Here is a 21,332-nt window from a genome sequence, read left to right as displayed (position 1 = left end):
CATGCACCTGCCCCAGCCGCGCGGCCCGCTCACCGAGGAGCTGTTCTCCTCGCTGCGCACGGGCGCCGACGTCCCGACCGCGACCGCGTCCGGCGAGGACGCCGCGCTCGCCCTGTGGGTCCTGCACGAGCTGCACTACGGCGGCTTCGACGAGCTCGACGAGAGCCTCGAGTGGGACCCCGACCTGCTGCGTCTCCGGGTCCACCTGGAGCGCGACCTCGAGGACCGCCTGCGGCGACGGTTCACCCCGCCCACCGGCGTCTCGTTCGTCGACGACTTCTTCGAGTGGCTCGACGACCAGGACGGCGCCTCGATCGCCCGCCACGTGCACCGTGATGCGAGCCGGGAGCAGGTCGACGAGCTGCTGCGGATCCGCTCGATCTACCACCTCAAGGAGTCCGACCCGGTCGCCTGGCTGGTGCCCCGCCTCGGCGTCCGGGCCAAGGCCGCGCTGATGGAGCTCCAGTTCGACGAGTACGGCAACGGCGACCCGAACCGCCTGCACCACCACCTCTACGCGGAGGGGATGCGCGCGATCGGGATGGAGCCGTCGTATGACGCGCACATCGACCTGGCGCCGCTGGAGGTGCTGGAGCAGAACAACACGCTCTCGCTGTTCGGCCTCCATCGCCGGCACCGGGCCGCCGCGATCGGCCACCTCGCGGCCTTCGAGGCGACCAGCTCGCTCCCGTCGCGGCGGATGGCGCAGGGCCTGGAGCGGCTGGGCTACCCGGCCGCGATGGTCGAGTACTACGCCGAGCACGTCGAGGCGGACGCCGTCCACGAGCAGCTGGCCGTCCGCACGATCGCGGCCGCGCTGCTGGAGGAGCAGCCCGAGCTCGAGGAGGACCTGTGGTTCGGGGCGTTCACCTGCCTGGACCTCGAGGACCGGTTCGCGCGCACCATGCTGGCGCGCTGGGGAGTGGGGGAACAGGCCGCATGAGGACCTACGAGCACCCCGAGCAGATCGTATGCCCCGGCGGCCCGCTGCTGCTGCGGGGGCGGCACGTGGTCGAGGACCCCGACGGCGTACCCCACGAGACGACGCGACCGGTCAGCGCGGTGTGTCGCTGCGAGAAGTCGCAGTCGCTCCCGTGGTGCGACGGCACCCACAAGCTGCTCCCGGAGAAGGCGCGGCCCGCATGAGGACTGGTCCGCGGCGGCCGGGGGTACCCACTCCGGCATGACCGCCACGCCGACGGCTCCCACCCGGGAGACCATGGGCTTCGGCCCGCTGCGCATCACCTTCGACGGCCGCGTCCTGCGCCCCCGCACCTGGACCGTCGCCCAGTCCGAGTGGGCGGCCGACCTCCTGCGGGAGGCGCCGCCCGGCCCGGTCCTCGAGCTGTGCGCCGGCGCCGGCCAGATCGGGCTGCTCGCGGTGCTCGGGTCCGAGCGCCCGCTCGTCTGCGTGGACATGAACCCCGCCGCCTGCGAGTGGGCGCGGCACAACGCCGCCGCGGCCGGTCTCTCGCACCGGGTCGAGGTGCGCGAGGGACCGATGGACGAGGTGCTGCGTGACAGCGAGCGCTTCGGGCTGATCGTCGCCGACCCGCCGTGGGTGCGCCGCGACGACGTCCCGAGCTACCCCGAGGACCCCGTCCTCGCGATCGACGGCGGCGTCGACGGCATGGACGTCGCCTGGCTGTGCGTCGACCTCGCCCGCACCCACCTCGCCGCCTCCGGGTCGATGCTGCTCCAGCTCGGCACCGTCCAGCAGGTCGACGCCCTGCGCGACCGGCTGCGCGGCGACGACCTGGAGGTCACCGAGGTCCGCTGGTGCGACCGCGGGGTGCTGGTGCGGCTCGACCTGCGCTGACCGCCGTCCCCGTCAGCGTGGCGCCGCGAGACCGCGGGTCAACGGAGGCGGGACGTCATCCGACCTGGTCGCCGGGGCCGCCACTTCGTATGACGTCCCGGCCGTCACCACGCCGCTCCGGCGCGGGCTTTGTCGACTCGTGTGCCTGAGACCGATCCATGGTGGATTGCCGCACCCGCCGCCGGGTACCAGCGGCACATGCGCATCGGCTACTTCCTGTCGACCGAGGAGTACACCCCCGCGGAGCTCGTGGCCCAGGCCCGGACGGCCGAGGAGGCCGGGTTCCAGGGGCTGTGGATCAGCGACCACTTCCACCCGTGGAACAACGAGCAGGGCAACAGCCCGCACGTGTGGTCGCTGATCGGGGCGATCAGCCAGGTGTGCGACCTGCCGGTGACGACCGCGGTGACGTGCCCGACCGTCCGCGTGCACCCGGCGATCATCGCCCAGGCCGCGGGGACCTGCGCCGAGATGCTGGAGGGCCGGTTCACCCTCGGCGTCGGGACGGGGGAGGCGCTCAACGAGAGCATCCTCGGCGGGCCGTGGCCCACCGTCGACGTCCGTCTCGAGATGCTCGAGGAGGCCGTCGACCTGATCCGCCAGCTCTGGACGGGCGAGATCACGACCCACCGCGGCCGGCACTACACCGTCGAGCACGCGCGCATCTACAACGTCCCCGACACACCGCCGGAGATCTTCGTGTCGGCGTTCGGGCCCAAGGCCGCGGAGGTGGCGGCGCGGATCGGCGACGGCTACATCGGCACGTCGCCGGACGCCGACCTCGTGGGCCGGTTCAAGGAGCAGTCCGGCGGCAAGCCCGCCCAGGCCGGCGCGAAGGTCGCGTTCGCGCCGACCCAGGAGGAGGGCTGGGAGCACGCGCACCGGCTCTGGCCCAACGCCGGCCTTCCGGGCGAGATGGCGCAGATCCTGCCGACGCCCGAGCACTTCGAGCAGGCCACCGAGCTGGTGACGATGGACTCGACCCGGGAGTCGGTGGTCGCGGGCAACGACCCCGAGGAGCACCAGAAGCAGATCAAGGAGTACGCCGACGCCGGCTATGACGAGCTCTACGTCGCCAACATGGGCCCGCACTTCCTCGACATGATCGAGTTCTACGGGAAGCACGTCCTCTGATGCCCCGCATCCGCCTCACGGTCGACGGCACGGACCGCGCGATCGACGTCGACACCCGCACCACTGTGCTCGACGCGCTCCGCGAGCGGCTCGGCGTCACCAGCCCCAAGAAGGGCTGCGACCACGGCCAGTGCGGGTCGTGCACCGTGCTGCTCGACGGCCGCCGCCACCTCACCTGCCTCGCGCTCGCGGTCGCGTACGACGGTGCGGAGGTCGTCACCGCCGACGGGCTCGCCGGCGACGGCCTGCACCCGGTGCAGCAGGCCTTCCTCGGCCACGACGGCTACCAGTGCGGCTACTGCACCCCGGGGCAGGTCTGCTCGGCGGTCGGCGTCCTCGACGAGGCCAAGCAGGGCCATCCCAGCCACGCCACCGACGACCTCGAGGCCGAGGTCGAGCTGACCGACGACGAGATCCGCGAGCGGATGAGCGGCAACCTCTGCCGGTGCGGCGCCTACCCGGGCATCCTCGCCGCGGTCCGCGAGGCGGCCCGGGCATGAGAGAGCTGGCGTACCTGCGCGCCGAGACCCCGGCGGAGGCCGTCCACGCGGTCGCGGCGAACCCCGGCGCGCGCTTCCTCGGTGGCGGCACGAACCTCGTCGACCACCTCAAGCTCGGCGTCGCGTCGCCGGAGCTGCTGGTCGACGTCAGCCGGCTCCCGCTCGACCAGGTGGAGACCACCGACGACGGCCTCCGGATCGGCACCAACGTCCGCAACAGCGACCTTGCCGCGCACCCGCTGGTGCGCTCGCAGTACCCCGTGCTGGCCCGCGCCCTGCTCTCCGGGGCCTCCGGCCAGATCCGCAACCAGGCGACCACCGGCGGCAACCTGCTCCAGCGCACGCGCTGCGTCTACTTCCAGGACGTCACCACGCCGTGCAACAAGCGTGCGCCCGGCTCGGGATGCTCCGCGCTGGAGGGGTACGGGCGCTACAACGCCATCCTCGGCGCCTCGCCCCAGTGCGTGACGACCCACCCGTCCGACCTCGCGGTCGCGCTCGCGGCCCTGGACGCCACGGTCGTGGTCCTCGGCTCCGACGGCGAGCGCCGGCTGGCGTTCGAGGACCTGCACCGGTTGCCCGGCGACGACCCGTCGGCCGACACCACCCTCTCTCCCGACGAGCTGATCATGGCCCTCGAGGTGCCGTGGACCGGCGCGACCTCGTGCTCGACCTACCGCAAGGTCCGCGACCGGGCGTCGTTCGCGTTCGCGCTGGTCTCGGTCGCGGCCGTGCTCCAGCTCGAGGGCGACCTGGTCCGCGACGTCCGCCTCGCCTGGGGCGGCGTCGCGCACAAGCCGTGGCGGGCCCGTCGGGCCGAGGCGGCGCTCGTCGGCGAGCCCCTGGACGAGGAGCGGATCCGGGCAGCGGTCGACGAGGAGCTCGCGGCCGCGGAGACCACCGAGCAGACGGCGTACAAGGTGCCGATGGTGCGCAACGCGACGATCCACACCCTGCTGGAGCTGGCCCGATGACCGAGCAGCAGACCCGGCCCATCGAGGTCCGCGCCGTCGGCACCCACCACGACCGGGTCGACGGGATCGCGAAGGTCACCGGGCGGGCGGCGTACGCCGTCGAGCACGAGGTCCCGCACCCGCTCCACGTCTGGCTGGTGCAGTCGACGGTCGCCAAGGGCCGGGTGGTCGAGGTCGACGCGAGCCGCGCCCTCGCGCACGACGGCGTGGTGTCCGTCCTCGACCACACGAGCGCACCGCGGCTCCGCGACACCGAGAACGCCGAGCTGGCGATCCTCCAGGACCCGGCGGTCCACTTCCGCGGGCAGGTCGTCGCCCTGGTGCTCGCCGAGACCCCGGAGGCCGCCCGCGAGGGCGCGGCGTTGGTGGCCGTCTCCTACGAGACCGTGCCGCACGAGGCCGAGCTCCGCGAGGACAACGCCACCCACGCGCCCGAGTCGGTCAACCCGGACATGGACACCGACACCGAGGAGGGCGACGTCGACGCCGCCCTGGCCGGCGCGGCGGTCACAGTCGAGCAGACCTACCGGACCGCATACGAGCACAACAACCCGCTCGAGCCGCACGCCACCCTCGCGTGGTGGCACGAGGAGGACGGACGCGAGGTGCTCTCGATGTTCGACTCCACCCAGGGCGTGCACGGCGTCGTGGAGAGCCTGGCCCCGATGCTCGGCCTGGAGCCGGAGCAGGTCCGTGTGCGGGCGCCGTACGTCGGCGGTGGCTTCGGCTGCAAGGGGGAGGCGCACGCGCACGTGATGGCCGCCGCCCTGGCGGCGCGCACGACGCACGGCCGTCCCGTGAAGCTGGCGGTCACGCGGCAGCAGATGTTCGCGCTGACCGGCTACCGCACCGCCTCGATCTCCCACTTCCGTCTCGGCGCCGACGCGGACGGGCGGCTGGTGGCGATCGAGCACCGCGTGCAGGAGCAGTCCTCGGTGGTCAAGGAGTACGCCGAGCAGACCGCGTCCCCCACCCGGATGATGTACGCCGCCCCGAACCGCCGCACCAGCCACCGCCTGGCCATGCTCGACGTCGCGATCCCGTCGTGGATGCGCGCGCCCGGCGAGATGCCGGGGATGTACGCGCACGAGGTCGCGATGGACGAGCTGGCGGTCGCCTGCGGCCTCGACCCGATCGAGCTGCGCGCCCGCAACGAGCCCGACGTCGACCCCGCGACCGGCAAGCCGTTCAACGACCGCCGCCTGCTCGACTGCTTCCGTCGCGGGGCCGAGCGCTTCGGCTGGTCCTCGCGGCCCGCGGAGCCCCGCGCGACGCTGGACGGCGACTGGTGGGTCGGGACCGGAGTCGCCTCGGCGACGTACCCGGCGATGAAGCAGCCGGGCAACAGCGCCCGGGTCCGCGCGCTCGGCCCGGGCCGGTACGCCGTGGCGATCGGCGCGGTCGACATCGGCACGGGCGCCCGCACGGTGCTCACGCAGATCGCCGCCGACGCCCTCGGGGTCGGTACCGACGCGATCGACCTCGAGATCGCCGACACCCGGCTGCCCCCGGCCTCGGTCGCGGGCGGCTCGTCCGGCACCAGCTCGTGGGGGAGTGCGATCGTCGCGGCCGCGCAGCGGTTCCGCGCCGACCACGGCGACGCGCCCGACGCGGGCGTCGAGACCACGGCCTCGGCCGCCGAGGACCCGGCCGCGGAGGAGTACGCGTTCCACTCCTTCGGCGCGGTCTTCGCCGAGGCGCGGGTGCACCGCTGGACCGGTGAGATCCGGGTGCCGCGCCTGTTCGGCGTCTACTCCGTCGGCCGCGTCATCAACCCGATGACCGCGCGCTCGCAGCTGGAGGGCGGTCTGGTGATGGGCCTGTCGGCCGCGCTGTTCGAGGAGTCCGTGCGCGATCCGCGCTTCGGCCACGTGGTCACCCAGGACCTCGCGACCTACCACGTCGCCGCGCACGCCGACGTCCTCGACGTCGACGCCGAGTGGCTGGAGGAGTCCGACGAGACCTTCACGCCCATGGGGTCCCGCGGCATCGGTGAGATCGGCATCGTCGGCACCGCCGCGGCCGTCGCCAACGCGACCTTCCACGCGACCGGGGTGCGGGTCCGCGAGATCCCGGTGACGGCGGACCGGTTCGTCGTCTGAACCCTCCTGTTCTGGATACCGCGCGGGCGACAGTGTCGGAGGAGAGGAGCCAGGAGTGACGACCGCACGCGAGATCATGACGCCCGGGGCGGAGTGCGCCGGGGTGGACGACACGGTGACGGAGGCGGCCCGGAAGATGCGCGACCTGGGGGTCGGCGCCCTCCCGATCTGCGGCGAGGACAACCGTCTCGCGGGGATGATCACCGACCGCGACATCGTGCTCAACTGTGTCGCGGAGGGGATGGACACCACGCAGGTGAACGTCCGGGACTACGCCGGCGACGAGGTGGTCACGATCGGCGCCGACGACTCGGTCGAGGAGGCCATGGCGACCATGACGCGGGGCGGCGTACGCCGCCTGCCCGTGATCGACGGGCACGACCTGGTCGGGATGGTGAGCCAGGCCGACATCGCCAGGAACCTGCCCGAGCACCAGGTCGGGAAGCTGGTCGAGGCGATCTCCGCGGCTCCGCCGACCGACTGAGCCGCGAGCGGTCAGGTGTTCTGCTGCACCCAGGTGATCAGCAGGAACACGACCGCGACCACCACGACCAGCAGGACGACGGCCAGGATCGGTCGCCACAACGGCCGCTTCTCCGGGGCGTTGAGCGGCTGGGTACCCGTCCGCCTGCCGCCCGTCGTGCTTCCCGGGTGCCGGAGCCGCTTTCAGGCCGACTCGGCGTCTCCGCGCGGGGAGTCCGTCCACCCGGCCGGTCTCCCGACACCCCAGGGACCGGGCGCTGGTTCGTGGCTACCTGAGCGCGTACGTCGCCAGGGAGACGCCGACGTAGTGCGACACGAAGGCCAGGATCGTGAAGGTGTGGAACACCTCGTGGAAGCCGAACCAGCGCGGCCACGGGTTGGGCCGCTTGAAGCCGTAGACGACGCCGCCGAACGTGTAGAGCGCGCCGCCGACGACGATCATCACGAACGTCGCGATGCCGATGCCCACGCCCAGGCGGGTGGCGCCGTCGAAGAAGCTCGGGATGAAGAAGATCGCCGCCCAGCCGAGCGCGATGTAGAGCGGCACGTAGAGCCAGCGCGGAGCCTCGGTCCAGAAGACCCGGAAGCCGACGCCGAGGATGGCGCCGGTCCACACCGTGGTCAGCAGCACGACGCGCTCGGTGCCCTCGAGCAGGAGCAGTGCGAACGGCGTGTAGGAGCCCGCGATCAGCAGGAAGATGTTCGAGTGGTCGAACCGGCGGAGGAAGGCCCACACCCGAGGCGACCAGGTGCCCGTGTGGTAGACCGCCGACACCGTGAACAGGACGAGGGCCGAGCCGATGAACAGGGCGGAGCCGATCTTGGTCTCGGGTGTGGGGGAGAGCGCGATCAGCACGATGCCGGCCGCCAACGTGAGCGGCGCGGTCGCCAGGTGGAGCCAGCCGCGGAGCTTGGGCTTGATCTCGGCCTTCAGGTCCGCGACGGCGTCGTGGAGTCGCCCTGCCATCGCCTGGTTCATGAGGTCGAAGTTACCCGGAGGTCGGGCACGGAAACTCCGCGCCCGATGAACGTGGGGTCGGCGTGTGAGCCACGTCGCGCCCGTTACTGTGGACGGGTGGCGGACTGGAAGCGGGGGCTCCGGAGGGTGCTCTACCCGGCGTACGAGGCCCGGATGCTGCGCCGGATGCCGGCGGACACCCCCAAGCACATCGGCGTGATGCTCGACGGCAACCGCCGGTGGGCGAAGGCCGTCGGCCGCGACACCGCGCACGGTCACCAGGCCGGGGCGGCCAACATCGAGCCGCTGTTGGGCTGGTGCGACGAGGTCGGCATCGAGGTGGTCACGCTGTGGCTGCTCTCCACCGACAACCTGAACCGGCCCGAGCGGCAGCTCGCGCCGCTGCTGGAGATCATCGGCGAGGCCGTGGCCTCGCTCGCCGACCAACAGAAGTGGCGCATCCATCCGGTGGGCGCGCTCGACCTGCTGCCGGCGGCGCTGGCGGAGAAGCTCAAGGCGGCCGAGGAGGCCACGCGCGAGGTCGACGGCATGCTCGTCAACGTCGCCGTCGGGTACGGCGGTCGCCGCGAGATCGCCGACGCCGTGCGCTCGCTCCTGCAGGAGGCGTCGGCCCAGGGCATGTCGATCGACGAGCTCGCCACCACCATCGACGTCGAGCACATCGCCGAGCACCTCTACACGAGGGGGCAGCCCGACCCGGACCTGGTGATCCGCACGTCGGGGGAGCAGCGGCTCGGTGGCTTCCTGCTCTGGCAGAGCGCGAAGTCGGAGTTCTACTTCTGCGAGGCCTACTGGCCCGACTTCCGCCGCGTCGACTTCCTGCGCGCCATCCGGGCCTACGCCCAGCGGGAGCGCCGTTTCGGCTCCTGAGGAGGTTGCGCCGGCAACCGTCTCGACGGGTGGGGCGCAACCGAGGGTTCACTCCCGCGTTCGGGCGTGTCGCCCGATTCACGGGCGTCGGCGGCGTACTTTCCAGACATCGGGGAGTGGGGAAGCTCCCCGTATCGGGAGGCCCGTTCGTGAGGAATCGCGACTGCACAGCACGGCAGCCTGGCTGCCGCGCGACCGGGAGCCGGCACTCCGGCGCTCGGGCCCGCTCCGGTCCGTCTGCTTGAAACCACGGCCGGGGCGCAGAGTGCTCGCACTGGCCTGCGAAGGGGTGTCACCGTGCCGAACCAGGCTCCGCAGACCCAGCGCTCCGCCACCGCCAGGAAGACCCGCGCGAAATCCGCGCCGTCCGTGCGCACCTACGTCCTCGACACCAGCGTCCTGCTCGCCGACCCCGGCGCCCTGGGCCGCTTCGAGGAGCACGAGGTGGTCCTGCCGGTCGTGGTGATCACCGAGCTGGAGGGCAAGCGGCACCACCCCGAGCTGGGCTTCTTCGCCCGAACGGCGCTCCGGACGCTCGACGAGATGCGGGTGACCCACGGCCGTCTCGACGAGCCGATCCCGGTGGGTGACCTCGGCGGCACGATCCGCGTCGAGCTCAACCACACCGACCCCGAGGCGCTCCCGTCCGGCTTCCGCCTGGGCGACAACGACACCCGGATCCTCGCCGTCGCCCGCAACCTCGCCAACGAGGGCGCGGACGTCACCCTGGTCTCCAAGGACCTGCCGCTGCGGATCAAGGCCTCCGCGGTCGGGCTCGACGCCGAGGAGTACCGCGCCGAGGCGATCAGCGACTCCGACACCGGATACTCCGGCATGGCCGAGATCGAGGTGCCGGCCGGCGACCTCGACGAGCTCTACGACGTCGGCACGCTCGACCTCGAGGAGGCCCGGGACCTGCCCTGCCACCAGGGCCTGGTGCTGCTGTCGGACCGGGGTACGGCGCTCGGCCGGGTCGGCCCCGACAAGCAGGTGCACCTGGTGCGCGGCGACCGGGAGGCGTTCGGCATCCACGGCCGCTCCGCGGAGCAGCGGGTCGCGCTGGAGATGCTGCTCGACCCCGAGGTGGGCATCGTCTCGCTCGGTGGCCGCGCCGGCACCGGCAAGTCCGCCCTCGCGCTCTGCGCCGGCCTCGAGGCCGTGATGGAGCGCGGGCAGCACAAGAAGGTCGTGGTGTTCCGTCCGCTGTTCGCCGTCGGTGGCCAGGAGCTCGGCTACCTGCCCGGGTCGGAGTCGGAGAAGATGTCGCCCTGGGGCCAGGCCGTGTTCGACACGCTCGGCGCGATGACCACCAAGGACGTCATCGACGAGATCCTCGACCGCGGCATGCTCGAGGTGCTTCCCCTCACCCACATCCGCGGCCGCTCGCTGCACGACGCGTTCGTGATCGTCGACGAGGCCCAGTCCCTGGAGCGGAACGTGCTGCTCACGGTCCTCTCCCGGATCGGCGCGAACTCCAAGGTGGTCCTCACCCACGACGTCGCCCAGCGCGACAACCTCCGCGTCGGCCGCCACGACGGCGTGGTCGCGGTCGTGGAGAAGCTCAAGGGCCACCCGCTGTTCGCCCACGTCACCCTCACCCGGTCCGAGCGGTCCCCGATCGCCGCGCTGGTCACCGAGATGCTGGAGAACGTGGTCGTCTGAGCCGGTATCTGTCCCCGGAGGTGGCGGGTTTCACCGGCTACCCGGTGAAACCCGTCACCTCCTGAGGCCGCTGTGACTGGTGTGACCCCGACGTGCCGGGATCGGCGGCCGGATCCGGCAGTTCGGTTTGCAACCATCTGTCGCGTCAGGCAGGGTGGCTCGTGATCTTTTCGTGATCTTGGGCCACTCGGGCGGCCCGGGAAGCGGAACTGCCCGAGTCGTCTACCCCCGAGCAGCGAGCCCTTGTCGAAGCGCACGAAGTACGTTCCGAAGCACCGGCACGTCCCCGAGCGGACGATCGTCGAGGCCCCGAAGAAGGTCCTCAAGAACACGGCCGTGATGTCCTCGGTGGCGGTCGCCGTCACCGGTGTCGCCGTGTCCGGCGGCGTGCTCGGGGGCGCCGCCGCCCCGACCGCCGCCGACGACCTCGGCACGACGGTCAGCGGCTCCGTCCAGGGCGGCACCGTCGCGGACGTCGACCGCGGCCCGGCCGTCTCGCGGTCCTCGGACCGCCGGGAGGTCGCCGACCCGGTCAAGGCCGCGTCGCTCTCCGTGGAGAGCGGTCCGGCGATGGCCGAGAAGGTCGAGCTCTCCGCGGGCGACCCGCGCGACATCGCCCGGGCGCTGATGCCGCAGTTCGGCTTCGCCTCCGACCAGTTCGGCTGCCTCGACTCGCTCTGGATGCGCGAGAGCCGGTGGAACCCGTCGGCCGAGAACCCCTCCTCGGGCGCCTACGGCATCCCGCAGTCGCTGCCCGGGTCCAAGATGGCGTCGGCCGGCTCCGACTGGATGACGAACCCGGCCACCCAGATCGAGTGGGGCCTGGGCTACATCCGCGACCGCTACGGCAGCCCGTGCGGCGCGTGGGGCCACTCCGAGTCGCACGGCTGGTACTGACCCGGGCCCAGCGCCGAGCTGCCGGCGGGGCACGCCCGGGACATCCCTAGGGCACGTCCTAGGGACGGGTCATCGACTCCACGTCGAGCGCCTCGTCGAGCTGTGCCTCGGTGAGCTCGCCCCGCTCGACGTAGCCCATGGCGATGACGGTCTCCCGGATCGTGGCGCCGTCGGCCAGCGCCTGCTTGGCGACCTTGGCGGCGGCCTCGTAGCCGATGTGCTTGTTCAGCGGCGTGACGACGGACGGCGAGGACTCGGCGTACTGCCGCATCCGCTCCGCGTTCGCGGTGATGCCGTCGACGCAGCGCTCGGCGAGCAGGCGCGACGACGCCGCCAGCAGCCGCACGGACTCCAGCACGTTGCGCGCCATCACCGGCATCGCGACGTTGAGCTCGAAGCTGCCGCTCGCACCGGCCGCGGTCACGGCCGCGTCGTTGCCGATCACCTGGAAGCAGACCATCAGCGTCGCCTCGGGCAGCACCGGGTTCACCTTGCCGGGCATGATGCTGGACCCCGGCTGGAGGTCGGGCAGGTGGATCTCGGCCAGGCCGGTGGTCGGCCCCGAGGACATCCAGCGCAGGTCGTTGCAGATCTTGGTGAGGCCGACCGCGTAGGTGCGCAGCACGCCGCTCAGCTCGACGAGCGAGTCGCGGGTGCCCTGCGCCTCGAAGTGGTTGCGCGCCTCGGTGAACGGCTGTCCCGTCGTCTCTCCCAGTAGGCCGATGACGCGTTCGGAGAAGCCCGGCGGCGTGTTGATCCCGGTGCCGACGGCGGTGCCGCCCAGGGGCAGCTCGCGGACGCGGGGGAGGACGGACTCGAGCCGCTCGGCGGCGTACCGCACCGTGGCGGCGTAGCCGCCGAGCTCCTGCCCGAGCATCACCGGGGTCGCGTCCATGAGGTGCGTGCGCCCGGACTTCACCAGTCCCGCGAACTCCTCCGCCTTGCCCTCCAGCGACGACGCCAGCACGTCGAGCGCCGGCAGCAGGTCGTCGACGACCGCGAGGGTGGCCGCGACGTGGATCGCGGTCGGGAAGGTGTCGTTGCTGGACTGGCTCGCGTTGACGTGGTCGTTGGGGTGCACGTCGGTGCCGGCGCGCTGCGCGAGGGTGGCGATGACCTCGTTGGCGTTCATGTTCGAGCTGGTGCCCGAGCCGGTCTGGAAGACGTCGATCGGGAAGGCGTCGTCGTGCGCGCCCTCGGCCACCTCGGTCGCGGCGGCCTCCACCGCGGCGGCCTGCGCGCTCTCGAGGATGCCGAGCTCGCCGTTGACCCGCGCGGCGGCGGCCTTCACCCGCCCGATGGCGTGGACGAGAGCCGGCTCGATCGGCGTCCCGCTGATCGGGAAGTTCTCCACCGCGCGTTGGGTCTGGGCCCGCCACAGGGCGTCGGCGGGCACCCGGACCTCGCCCATGCTGTCGTGCTCGATGCGGAAGCTCGCGTCGTCGCTCATGGCTGGGACGTTACCCGCGCGACGTAGAGCCAGTACTGCTCGTCGCGGTCCTGCAGCAGGACGTCGTGGGCGTAGCCGTCTGCGTTCCCGAACACCGAGCGCATCCGGTCGGCCAGCTCCGGCGCCTCCGCGGCCGACCAGATGACGAGCACGCCGCCCTCGCGCAGCGCTCGCCGGGCGGACTCGAGAGCCGGTACGTCGTACAGCGCGGCGTTGCTGTCGTGGACCAGGTAGCCCGGCCCGTTGTCGACGTCGAGCAGGATCAGGTCGTACGACGCGGGAGGCGCCTCGGCCAGCGCGGCGGCGATGTCGGCGACCACGATCCGCACCCGCTGGTCGGCGAGCAGGGCCGGTCCGTGCGGGATCGTGCCGTCGCGCATCCAGTCGACCAGCGCCTGCTCGATCTCGACGACCGCACACTTCTCGACACGGCTGTCGCGGAGCACCTCGTGCATGGTGAAGCCCAGGCCGAGGCCCCCGACGACGACCGCACGCGGGTCGGCGACCTCGGCCAGTGCCGACGCGGCCAGCGCCCGCTCGGTGCTGGTCTCGAGGGTGTCCATCACGAAGACCCCGTTGGCCCGCAGCTCGTACGCCGTCGGCGCGTTCTCCTCGCGGCGCTCACGCAGCACCAGCTCACCGCGCTCGGTCTCGGCACGGGCGATCTCGACGTACGTCACGGCGACAGTGTTACCCGGCGCTCGGGGATGTCAGTCGAACAGCTCGCTGAGCCAGCTCTCCTTGCGCTTCTTCTTGTAGTAGCCCTGCTGCTGGTAGGACTGCTGGTGCTGCTGCGGCGCGGGCGCCGGCGCCGGCTGGCCCAGCGACCGTTCGATGATCTTGTCGAGCTCGCCGCGGTCGAGCCACACGCCCCGGCACGTCGGGCAGTAGTCGATCTCGATCCCGCTGCGTTCGCTCATCACCAGCGTGGTCTGGTCGGTGGGGCACTGCATGGGGGTCCTCTCGGTCGCTCAACGTCGCTCGACGTCGCTCACCAGGTCGAACGGATGAGTCGGCGGCAGGGTTCCGGGTACTGGTGTGCCATGACCGAGAACGAGCAGCAGGACGAGGGACAGGTGTCCGAGGTCAGCGGGCTGAAGAAGGAGGGGGAGCCCTCCGCCGTCTCCGACGGCGACTCCGTCGCGGGCCAGCCCACCCAGGAGAGCGGCTCGACCGACGAGGGACCCCAAGGCCCCGACGCCCCCACCTTCAGCGAGGACCAGAGCCGGTACCCCGACAAGGACGACGTCGAGACGACCGGCTGAGGCACCCCGCGCCCGGGACGTCATACGAGTTGGTCGCTGGAGCAGCCACCTCGCATGACGTCCGGCCGAGAGCGAGGGCCCCCGAGCGTCCACAGGCCCTGTGAGCGGGCGGCCTCTCCACAGGTCTGGGTACGACGGGCGCGCAGACTCGTCGGCGTGAGCCAGCCTCCTGCGCATGGAGGATCGCCACACGCAGCTGGCCACGCTCGCGAAGCACCAGGACTCGGTCGTCTCGCGCAGCCAGCTCTACGCACTCGGGTTCACGCGCGCCGAGGTGAGGAACCAGGTGCGTGCGCGGCGCTGGCGCCGGCTCGGACAGCATTGTCTGGTCATGCACACCGGACCGCTGTCACCGGACGCGCGGTACTGGGCAGCCGTGCTCGAGGGTGGACCGCGTGCCGTGGTCGACGGTGAGTCGGCCTTGGTCCTCGCCGGGCTCCGCCACTACGAGTGCGGGCGAATCCGGGTGTCCGTGCCTCGCGGTGCGCGCATCCGCCACCGGGGTAGTTCGGTCGACATCAGGCAGACCCGGCGGTGGACGCCGGACGACACCGTTCGCGATGGTGTCCCGCGCACGCCCCCCGCCGTCGCGGCCGTGCGGGCGGGTCTGTGGGCCCGGTCGAACCGTCAGGCAGAGCTGGTGATGACCATGGCGGTACAGCAGGGCCTGGTCCGGGCGGACGAGCTCGCCCACGAGATGCTGCGCGTTCGGCGAGACAAGCGACGCCTCCTGCTCAACGAGCTGGTGCTGGAGCTGATGGGCGGGATCAGGGCGCTGGGGGAGCTCGACGTCGTGCGCGGTTGCCGCGTCCGTGGTCTGCCCGAGCCCGACTAGCAGGTCTGTCGACGTACCCGCAACGGGACCTACTACCTGGACTTCCGCTGGGCTCGCTGGAGAGTCGTCGTCGAGGTCGACGGCATCCAGCACGCGTGGGCGACCAACCTGGTCGGTGACGCGCTCCGGCACAACCGACTGGCGATCGCGGGGGACACGGTGCTCCGACTGCCCCTGCTCGGCCTGCGCGCTGAACCGGAGGCGTTCTTCGAGCAGATCCGCGAGGCGCTCGTGGCAGCGGGCTGGGGTCGCCTCGCCGCCTGATGGCCCGGGGACGTCATGCGAGCTGGTCGCCGGAGCAGCCACCTCGTATGACGTCCCGCCGGGACGGCACCTACCCCGCGGACCGAACCCGGAGGCCGGCGATCGGGACGGTGACGGTGCCGGAGGGGTCGGTGAAGAAGTCGTTGCCCTTGTCGTCGACGACGATGAAGGCGGGGAAGTCCTCGACCTCGATCTTCCAGACCGCCTCCATGCCGAGCTCGGGGTACTCGATGACCTCCTGGCTCTTGATGCAGTCCTGGGCCAGGCGCGCGGCGGGGCCACCGATCGAGCCGAGGTAGAAGCCGCCGTGGGTGCCGCAGGCGTCGGTCACCTGCTTGGACCGGTTGCCCTTCGCGAGCATCACCATCGAGCCGCCGGCGGCCTGGAACTGCTCGACGTAGGAGTCCATCCGCCCGGCGGTCGTGGGACCGAACGAGCCCGAGGCCATGCCGGTCGGCGTCTTGGCGGGGCCGGCGTAGTAGACCGGGTGGTCGCGGAGGTACGCCGGCATCTCCTCGCCCGCGTCGAGCCGCTCCTTGATCTTGGCGTGGGCGATGTCGCGGGCCACGACCAGCGGACCGGTGAGCGAGAGGCGGGTCTTGACCGGGTACTGGGAGAGCTGGGCGAGGATCTCCGACATCGGCCGGTTCAGGTCGACGGGGACGACCTCGCCGCCGGAGATGTCCTCGGCGACGCCGGCGTCGGGCATGTACTGCGCCGGGTCCATCTCGAGCTGCTCGAGGAACACGCCGTCGGACGTGATCTTGCCGAGCGCCTGCCGGTCGGCCGAGCAGGAGACCGCGATCGCGACCGGGCAGGACGCGCCGTGCCGGGGCAGTCGCACGACGCGCACGTCGTGGCAGAAGTACTTGCCGCCGAACTGCGCGCCGATGCCGAAGGACTGCGTGAGCTCGAAGACCTGCTGCTCGAGCTCGAGGTCGCGGAAGCCGTGCGCCGACATCGACCCCGACGTCGGGAGGTCGTCGAGGTAGTGCGCCGAGGCGTACTTGGCGGTCTTCAGCGCGAACTCCGCCGAGGTGCCGCCGATCACCACCGCCAGGTGGTACGGCGGGCAGGCGGCCGTCCCGAGCGAGCGGATCTTCTCGTCGAGGAACTGGAGCATCCGCTGCGGGTTCAGCACGGCCTTGGTCTCCTGGAACAGGAACGACTTGTTCGCCGAGCCGCCGCCCTTGGCCATGAAGAGGAACTTGTACTCCGGCCGCCCCGACGTCTGCGGCGTCGAGTAGATCTCGATCTGCGCCGGCAGGTTGGTACCGGTGTTCTTCTCCTCGTACGTCGTGAGGGGCGCGAGCTGCGAGTAGCGGAGGTTGAGCTTGGTGTAGGCGTCGTACACGCCGCGCGAGATCGCCTCGCCGTCGTCGGAGCCGGTCAGCACGCCCTCGGACTTCTTGCCCATCACGATGGCGGTGCCGGTGTCCTGGCACATCGGGAGCACCCCGCCCGCGGAGATGTTGACGTTCTTGAGCAGGTCGAGCGCGACGAACCGGTCGTTCCCGGACGCCTCGGGGTCGTCGATGATCTTGCGCAGCTGGGCGAGGTGGGCCGGGCGCAGGTAGTGGCTGATGTCGTGCATCGCCTCCGCGGTCAGCCGCTGGATCGCCTCGGGGGACACCTGGAGGAAGGTCTGGCCGTTCGCCTCGAAGGTCGAGACGCCCTCGGTCGTGATCAACCGGTAGGGGGTGTCGTCCATCCCCGTCGGGAGGAGGTCGGAGTACAGGAACTCAGCAGGACTCTGGGAGGGATCGCTCGTCGCCACGAGCCCCGAGACTATCCGGCGGCCTCCACGGGCTCCTGCGAGGGGATCCGCCCCGCGCGCTCGCGGTCCACGGTGAGGTTCTCGCCGGTGCTGGGCTCGAAGAGGTGGATCTTCGAGCCGTCGACCCAGATCTCCGCCTCCTCGCCCTCGGCGATCCGGCTCGCGCCGTCGAGGGAGACCACGAGCTGGGTGTGCAGGGACTCGCCGTCGAGGTCCCGCTCGAGCTGCCGCAGCTGCTCCTCGACCTCGGGCGGCGCCTCGAACGGGATGTAGGCGTAGGTCTCGTTGCCGAGCCACTCGACCACGTCGACGGTGGCGCGGAACGTGGAGCCCGCGGCCTTGTCGGTCTTCACCGACGCGTCCTCGAAGTGCTCCGGCCGGATGCCCGCCATGAGCAGGCCCTTGTCCTCGGCCTTGCGCGCCTTGTCCGCGGGGATCTCGACGGTGCCGAACGGGAGCTTCACCGAGGAGCCCTCGACCGTCGCGGGCAGGAAGTTCATCGGCGGCGACCCGATGAACCCGGCGACGAAGAGGTTGCCGGGGTTCTCGTAGAGCTCGCGCGGGGTGGCGAGCTGCTGGAGCACACCGCGCTTGAGGACGGCGACCCGGTCGCCCAGTGTCATCGCCTCGGTCTGGTCGTGGGTGACGTAGACGGTGGTGATGCCCAGCCGCTTCTGCAGGCGCGAGATCTCGGTACGCATCTGGCCGCGCAGCTTCGCGTCGAGGTTCGACAGGGGCTCGTCGAAGAGGAAGGCGTCGGCCTCCCGCACGATCGCCCGTCCCATCGCGACGCGCTGACGCTGGCCACCGGAGAGGTTGCCCGGCTTGCGCTCCAGGTGCTCGTCCAGCTCGAGGGTCTTCGATGCGGCGCGGACCTTCTCGTCGACCTCGCTGTCCGGCGCCTTCGCCAGCCGCAGCGGGAAGGCGATGTTCTCGTAGACCGTGAGGTGCGGGTAGAGCGCGTAGTTCTGGAACACCATCGCGAGGTTCCGCTCCCGTGGCGCCAGGTCGTTGACGCGCTTGTCGCCGATCATCATGTCGCCGGACGTGATGTCCTCGAGGCCGACGATCATCCGCAGCAGCGTGGACTTCCCGCAGCCGGACGGCCCGACCAGGATCATGAACTCGCCGTCCTGGACGTCGATGCTCACGTCGTTCACGGCGGGGAACCCGTCGCCGTACTTCTTGACGATGTTCAACATGTCGATGGAGGCCATCGGGTCACCCCTTCACCGCGCCGGACGTGAGGCCGGCGACGATCTTTCGCTGGAACAGCAGGACGATGATGATGATCGGGACGGTGACCACCACGGAGGCGGTGGCCAGCTGCCCGTACGGCGGGTTGAACGGGTCGGGCCCGACGAAGTAGGACATCTGCGCCGGGACCGTGCGGGAGGACGTCGTGGACGTCAGCGAGATCGCGAGGACGAACTCGTTCCACGCGAAGAAGAACGTCAGGATCGCGGCGGTGAAGACGCCCGGCGCGGCGAGCGGCACGATCACCTTGCGGAACGCCTGCCACGACGTCGCGCCGTCCACCTGGGCGGCCTGCTCCATCTCCCACGGGATCTCGCGGAAGAACGCCGACAGCGTCCAGATCGCCAGCGGCAGCGTGAACGACATGTACGGGATGACCAGGCCGGGCCAGGTGTTGAACAGCCCGAAGGTGCGCCACATGTCGAACAGCGGGCCGACCAGCGACACCACCGGGAACATCGCGATCGCCAGCGCGAGCGACAGCACGAGCCTCTTGCCCTTGAACTCCAGGCGGGCGATCGCGTACGCCGCCAGGGTGGCGAACACGACCGACAGCACCGTGGAGATCAGCGCGATGCCGAACGAGTTGCGCAGGGCGTCCAGGAAGTCGGGGTTGTCCAGGATGTCCCGGTAGTTCTGGAGCGTCGGGTCCTGGGGCAGGAACTGCGGGCTGCCGGCGGCGGTCTCGTCGACGCCCTTGAACGACAGCGACAGGATCCAGGCGACCGGCAGCAGGCACCAGACCAGGACGAGCACGAAGCCCACCCAGGTGCCGACCTTGGTACGGGTCTCGTTCGCCATCAGCCCTCACCCCTCGCCTGCGCCAGGTCGACCTTGAACAGCTTGACGATCAACCAGGCCAGCAGCAGCACGGTGAGGAACAGCAGCACCGAGAGCGCCGAGCCGAGCCCGAGCTGCATCTGCTCGATGACCTGGCGATAGGTCAGGAACGACGAGGACTCGGTGTCCTGCGCTCCGCGGGTCATCACGAAGATGTTGTCGAAGATGCGGAAGGCGTCGAGCGCCCGGAACAGCACCGCGACCATGATCGCGGCCCGCATGTTCGGGAGGATCACCTTCCAGAGCCGCTGCCACCACGTGGCGCCGTCGACCTTGGCCGCCTCGATCATGTCCTCGGACACCTGCGAGAGCCCGGCCAGGAGCAGCAGCGCCATGAACGGCGTGGTCTTCCAGATCTCCGACACCATGATCGCGAACATCGCCGGCCAGTGGCTGCCGAACCAGTTGGTGTCCGCCTCGATCCACGGCAGCCAGCTGAACCAGGCGTTCACGAAGCCGTTGTTGAGGCTGAACGCGAACTGCCAGGCGAACGCCGAGACCACGGTGATGATGCCGTAGGGGATGAGGATCGCGGTCCGGATCGCGCCGCGGGCGAAGATCACCCGGTGCATCACCATCGCGAACGCGAAGCCGATCACCAGCTCCACGACCACGGTGACCACCATGATCAGCACGGTGTTCCACGTGTCCTGCCAGAACAGCGAGTCGGTCAGGACCGTGCCGTAGTTGGACAGCCCGACGAACTCGCGGTCGTCCGGCGCCGTCAGCCGGTAGCGGTAGAGCGAGAGGTACAGCGCCTGGATCATCGGCCAGGCGGTGACCACCAGCATCACGATCACGGCGGGCAGGACCAGGCGCTGGCCGAGCCGGTTCTCCGCGCGCGAGCGGTCGCTCACGACCGACTTCATCGGGGGCTTCGCCACGGTGCTCACAGCAGCCTCCCTCCGTGCAGCACGTCATCGATGAACTGCTGCGACTCCGCGGGCGTCCCCTCGCCCACGCCCGACGGCGGGTGCCACGTGCTCTGGATGCCACCGGAGATGTCGCTCCAGTACGGCGTCACGGTGCGCGGTGCGGCCGCGTCGAGGCTCTCCTGGAACAGGTCGAGCAGCTCCTGCGGGTAGATCTCCTCCAGCGGGGGGTAGGCGTAGCCCTCGGCGCTGGCCGGCATGTTGCCGGTGAGCTCGGCGTTCACGCCCTGGTTCTCGGGGTTCGTGATGCACTCGATGGCTTCCATCGCCTCGTCCACGTGGTCGGAGTAGGCGCTGACGCCGACGCCGATGCCGCCGTACGGAGGCCGGGACTCCTCCCCCTCCATGGTCTGCGGGTAGCGGGCGAAGCCGATGTCCTTCTTCACCTCGGGCTGGGTGGAGTCGTAGTTGGTCCAGATGTAGGTCCAGTTGGTCATGAACGCACCCTGGGAGGAGCCGAAGGTGCCCCCGGCCTGGCCCTCCTGGGCGACCGAGAGGTCGGCGGGTGCGGCGGCCGAGCGGGCGAGCTTGCGGATCACCGCGGCGGCGGCGCGGCCGGCGTCGGAGTCGAGCTCGAGGGTGAGGTCGACGCCCTGGTCGGTGTCGGTGGCGATCTCACCTCCGGCGCCCGCGATGAGGGAGTTGATCCAGACGACGTAGCCCTCGTACTTGTTGGCCTGGACCGCGACCTTGCCGTCGCCGTCCGCGGCGGCGTCGATGATCTGGTCCCACGTGACCGGCTGGCTCATGTCGAGGTCGGTCCTCTCCACGAAGGACTTCCGGTACCAGAGCACCTGGGTGTTCGACCAGAACGGCGCGACGACCAGTTGGTCGTCCCAGGTCGCCGCGTCGGTCGCGCCCTGGAAGGACTGGTCGGCGAGCCGGTCCTGGAGCTCCTGGGGGAGCTCGGCGAGGTAGCCGGCGTCGGCGAACTCCGCCGTGAACGGCGGGTCGATGCTCATGATGTCGATCTCCGGATCCTCGGCCGCGAGCCGCCGGGCCAGCTGGATGCGCTGCTGGTTGGCGTCCTGGGGGAGGACCTGGGTCTCGATCGTGTAGTCGTCGGTGGAGCAGTTCTCCGCGACCTTGGCCTGCCCGCCGGCGTCCGGGTTGGTGTACCAGATCAACGTGTCCCCGGAGCTCGCGCCGGCCGAGCAGGCGGCGAGCACGGCGGAGACGGACAGCAAGGCGGCGGATGCGGCGATGACGGGGCGTGCCCGAGACATGCGCCCCTCCCTCCTTGAGTGGTCTAGGTCACATGTAGCCCGTCCGGGTGGGTCCGTAAACCCGTA

22 protein-coding genes and 1 pseudogene are annotated in these 21,332 nt (G+C 71.0%); 14 read left to right on the top strand and 9 right to left on the bottom strand.

Annotation, left to right across the window (positions count from 1 at the left end):
* Position 1: 1 nt before the first annotated feature.
* From ACYQ0U_RS15340 to ACYQ0U_RS15305, 8 genes are all read left to right on the top strand, one after another.
* Positions 2-943 carry an iron-containing redox enzyme family protein gene (locus ACYQ0U_RS15340; RefSeq protein WP_459974408.1) on the top strand — a complete coding sequence of 314 codons (942 nt, stop codon included), beginning with the start codon at positions 2-4 and terminating at the stop codon, positions 941-943.
* Positions 940-1,146 carry a CDGSH iron-sulfur domain-containing protein gene (locus ACYQ0U_RS15335; RefSeq protein WP_459974406.1) on the top strand — a complete coding sequence of 69 codons (207 nt, stop codon included), beginning with the start codon at positions 940-942 and terminating at the stop codon, positions 1,144-1,146. The genes ACYQ0U_RS15340 and ACYQ0U_RS15335 overlap by 4 nt, the downstream gene beginning before the upstream one ends.
* 37 nt (positions 1,147-1,183) lie before the next feature.
* On the top strand, positions 1,184-1,819 hold the full coding sequence (locus tag ACYQ0U_RS15330; RefSeq protein ID WP_459974404.1) for a methyltransferase: 636 nt from the start codon (positions 1,184-1,186) through the stop codon (positions 1,817-1,819).
* Positions 1,820-2,017: 198 nt separating this feature from the next.
* The gene (locus tag ACYQ0U_RS15325) at positions 2,018-2,953 is read left to right on the top strand and encodes a TIGR03557 family F420-dependent LLM class oxidoreductase (protein WP_459974401.1); all 936 of its coding nucleotides are present in this window, start codon (positions 2,018-2,020) and stop codon (positions 2,951-2,953) included.
* A complete protein-coding gene (locus tag ACYQ0U_RS15320; RefSeq protein WP_459974399.1) occupies positions 2,953-3,453 on the top strand; it encodes a 2Fe-2S iron-sulfur cluster-binding protein in 501 nt (166 codons plus the stop codon). The genes ACYQ0U_RS15325 and ACYQ0U_RS15320 overlap by 1 nt, the downstream gene beginning before the upstream one ends.
* Positions 3,450-4,427, top strand: coding sequence for an FAD binding domain-containing protein (locus ACYQ0U_RS15315; RefSeq protein ID WP_459974398.1), 978 nt, complete (start codon positions 3,450-3,452; stop codon positions 4,425-4,427). Before ACYQ0U_RS15320 ends, ACYQ0U_RS15315 begins: the two co-directional genes overlap by 4 nt.
* Positions 4,424-6,529 (top strand): xanthine dehydrogenase family protein molybdopterin-binding subunit, encoded by a 2,106-nt coding sequence (locus ACYQ0U_RS15310; protein ID WP_459974396.1) that lies wholly within the window; start codon positions 4,424-4,426, stop codon positions 6,527-6,529. Before ACYQ0U_RS15315 ends, ACYQ0U_RS15310 begins: the two co-directional genes overlap by 4 nt.
* A gap of 55 nt (positions 6,530-6,584) precedes the next feature.
* On the top strand, positions 6,585-7,013 hold the full coding sequence (locus tag ACYQ0U_RS15305) for a CBS domain-containing protein (RefSeq protein ID WP_459974394.1): 429 nt from the start codon (positions 6,585-6,587) through the stop codon (positions 7,011-7,013).
* A gap of 267 nt (positions 7,014-7,280) precedes the next feature.
* Here ACYQ0U_RS15305 and trhA read toward each other — a convergent pair whose 3' ends face one another.
* A complete protein-coding gene (gene trhA, locus ACYQ0U_RS15300) occupies positions 7,281-7,991 on the bottom strand; it encodes a PAQR family membrane homeostasis protein TrhA (RefSeq protein WP_459974392.1) in 711 nt (236 codons plus the stop codon).
* A gap of 96 nt (positions 7,992-8,087) precedes the next feature.
* On the opposite strand from trhA, the gene ACYQ0U_RS15295 reads away from it, so the two are divergent.
* The 3 genes from ACYQ0U_RS15295 (at position 8,088) to ACYQ0U_RS15285 (ending at position 11,420) form a co-directional block, all read left to right on the top strand.
* Positions 8,088-8,861, top strand: a complete 774-nt coding sequence (locus ACYQ0U_RS15295; protein ID WP_459974390.1) for an isoprenyl transferase — start codon at positions 8,088-8,090, stop codon at positions 8,859-8,861.
* A gap of 369 nt (positions 8,862-9,230) precedes the next feature.
* Positions 9,231-10,523, top strand: coding sequence for an RNA 5'-3' helicase PhoH2 (gene phoH2 / locus ACYQ0U_RS15290; RefSeq protein ID WP_459974423.1), 1,293 nt, complete (start codon positions 9,231-9,233; stop codon positions 10,521-10,523).
* A 243-nt stretch (positions 10,524-10,766) separates the two neighbouring features.
* Positions 10,767-11,420 carry an aggregation-promoting factor C-terminal-like domain-containing protein gene (locus tag ACYQ0U_RS15285; protein WP_459974388.1) on the top strand — a complete coding sequence of 218 codons (654 nt, stop codon included), beginning with the start codon at positions 10,767-10,769 and terminating at the stop codon, positions 11,418-11,420.
* A 58-nt stretch (positions 11,421-11,478) separates the two neighbouring features.
* Here ACYQ0U_RS15285 and ACYQ0U_RS15280 read toward each other — a convergent pair whose 3' ends face one another.
* The 3 genes from ACYQ0U_RS15280 to ACYQ0U_RS15270 are packed head-to-tail and all read right to left on the bottom strand — an operon-like array spanning position 11,479 to position 13,823.
* A complete protein-coding gene (locus ACYQ0U_RS15280; protein WP_459974386.1) occupies positions 11,479-12,870 on the bottom strand; it encodes a class II fumarate hydratase in 1,392 nt (463 codons plus the stop codon).
* The gene (locus ACYQ0U_RS15275) at positions 12,867-13,550 is read right to left on the bottom strand and encodes a spermidine synthase (RefSeq protein ID WP_459974384.1); all 684 of its coding nucleotides are present in this window, start codon (positions 13,548-13,550) and stop codon (positions 12,867-12,869) included. The genes ACYQ0U_RS15280 and ACYQ0U_RS15275 overlap by 4 nt, the downstream gene beginning before the upstream one ends.
* Before the next feature lie 30 nt (positions 13,551-13,580).
* On the bottom strand, positions 13,581-13,823 hold the full coding sequence (locus ACYQ0U_RS15270; protein WP_459974382.1) for a TFIIB-type zinc ribbon-containing protein: 243 nt from the start codon (positions 13,821-13,823) through the stop codon (positions 13,581-13,583).
* Between the two features lie 90 nt (positions 13,824-13,913).
* Here ACYQ0U_RS15270 and ACYQ0U_RS15265 point away from each other — a divergent pair, with 90 nt between their 5' ends.
* The 3 genes and pseudogenes from ACYQ0U_RS15265 to ACYQ0U_RS15255 all read left to right on the top strand — a co-directional run.
* Positions 13,914-14,135: a hypothetical protein gene (locus ACYQ0U_RS15265; RefSeq protein WP_459974380.1), complete on the top strand. Its 222-nt coding sequence runs from the start codon at positions 13,914-13,916 to the stop codon at positions 14,133-14,135.
* 175 nt (positions 14,136-14,310) lie between these two features.
* Positions 14,311-14,970 (top strand): hypothetical protein, encoded by a 660-nt coding sequence (locus ACYQ0U_RS15260; RefSeq protein WP_459974378.1) that lies wholly within the window; start codon positions 14,311-14,313, stop codon positions 14,968-14,970.
* A gap of 21 nt (positions 14,971-14,991) precedes the next feature.
* Positions 14,992-15,234, top strand: a pseudogene (locus ACYQ0U_RS15255) (DUF559 domain-containing protein); the annotation flags it as partial.
* 70 nt (positions 15,235-15,304) lie between these two features.
* On the opposite strand, the gene ACYQ0U_RS15250 reads toward ACYQ0U_RS15255, so the two are convergent.
* The 5 genes from ACYQ0U_RS15250 to ACYQ0U_RS15230 all read right to left on the bottom strand — a co-directional run bounded on the left by ACYQ0U_RS15250 (position 15,305) and on the right by ACYQ0U_RS15230 (position 21,266).
* Positions 15,305-16,945, bottom strand: coding sequence for a fumarate hydratase (locus ACYQ0U_RS15250; RefSeq protein WP_459974421.1), 1,641 nt, complete (start codon positions 16,943-16,945; stop codon positions 15,305-15,307).
* Positions 16,946-17,022: 77 nt separating this feature from the next.
* Complete coding sequence (locus ACYQ0U_RS15245) at positions 17,023-18,228, bottom strand: ABC transporter ATP-binding protein (RefSeq protein WP_459974376.1); 1,206 nt, start codon at positions 18,226-18,228, stop codon at positions 17,023-17,025.
* Positions 18,229-18,232: 4 nt separating this feature from the next.
* The gene (locus ACYQ0U_RS15240) at positions 18,233-19,069 is read right to left on the bottom strand and encodes a carbohydrate ABC transporter permease (protein WP_459974374.1); all 837 of its coding nucleotides are present in this window, start codon (positions 19,067-19,069) and stop codon (positions 18,233-18,235) included.
* Positions 19,069-20,001, bottom strand: a complete 933-nt coding sequence (locus tag ACYQ0U_RS15235; protein ID WP_459974372.1) for a carbohydrate ABC transporter permease — start codon at positions 19,999-20,001, stop codon at positions 19,069-19,071. Before ACYQ0U_RS15235 ends, ACYQ0U_RS15240 begins: the two co-directional genes overlap by 1 nt.
* On the bottom strand, positions 19,998-21,266 hold the full coding sequence (locus ACYQ0U_RS15230) for an extracellular solute-binding protein (protein WP_459974370.1): 1,269 nt from the start codon (positions 21,264-21,266) through the stop codon (positions 19,998-20,000). Before ACYQ0U_RS15230 ends, ACYQ0U_RS15235 begins: the two co-directional genes overlap by 4 nt.
* Positions 21,267-21,332 lie beyond the last annotated feature (66 nt).

The sequence above is a fragment of the Nocardioides pyridinolyticus genome (genome assembly GCF_054653575.1).
This window is presented reverse-complemented; position numbering and strand designations above follow the sequence as displayed.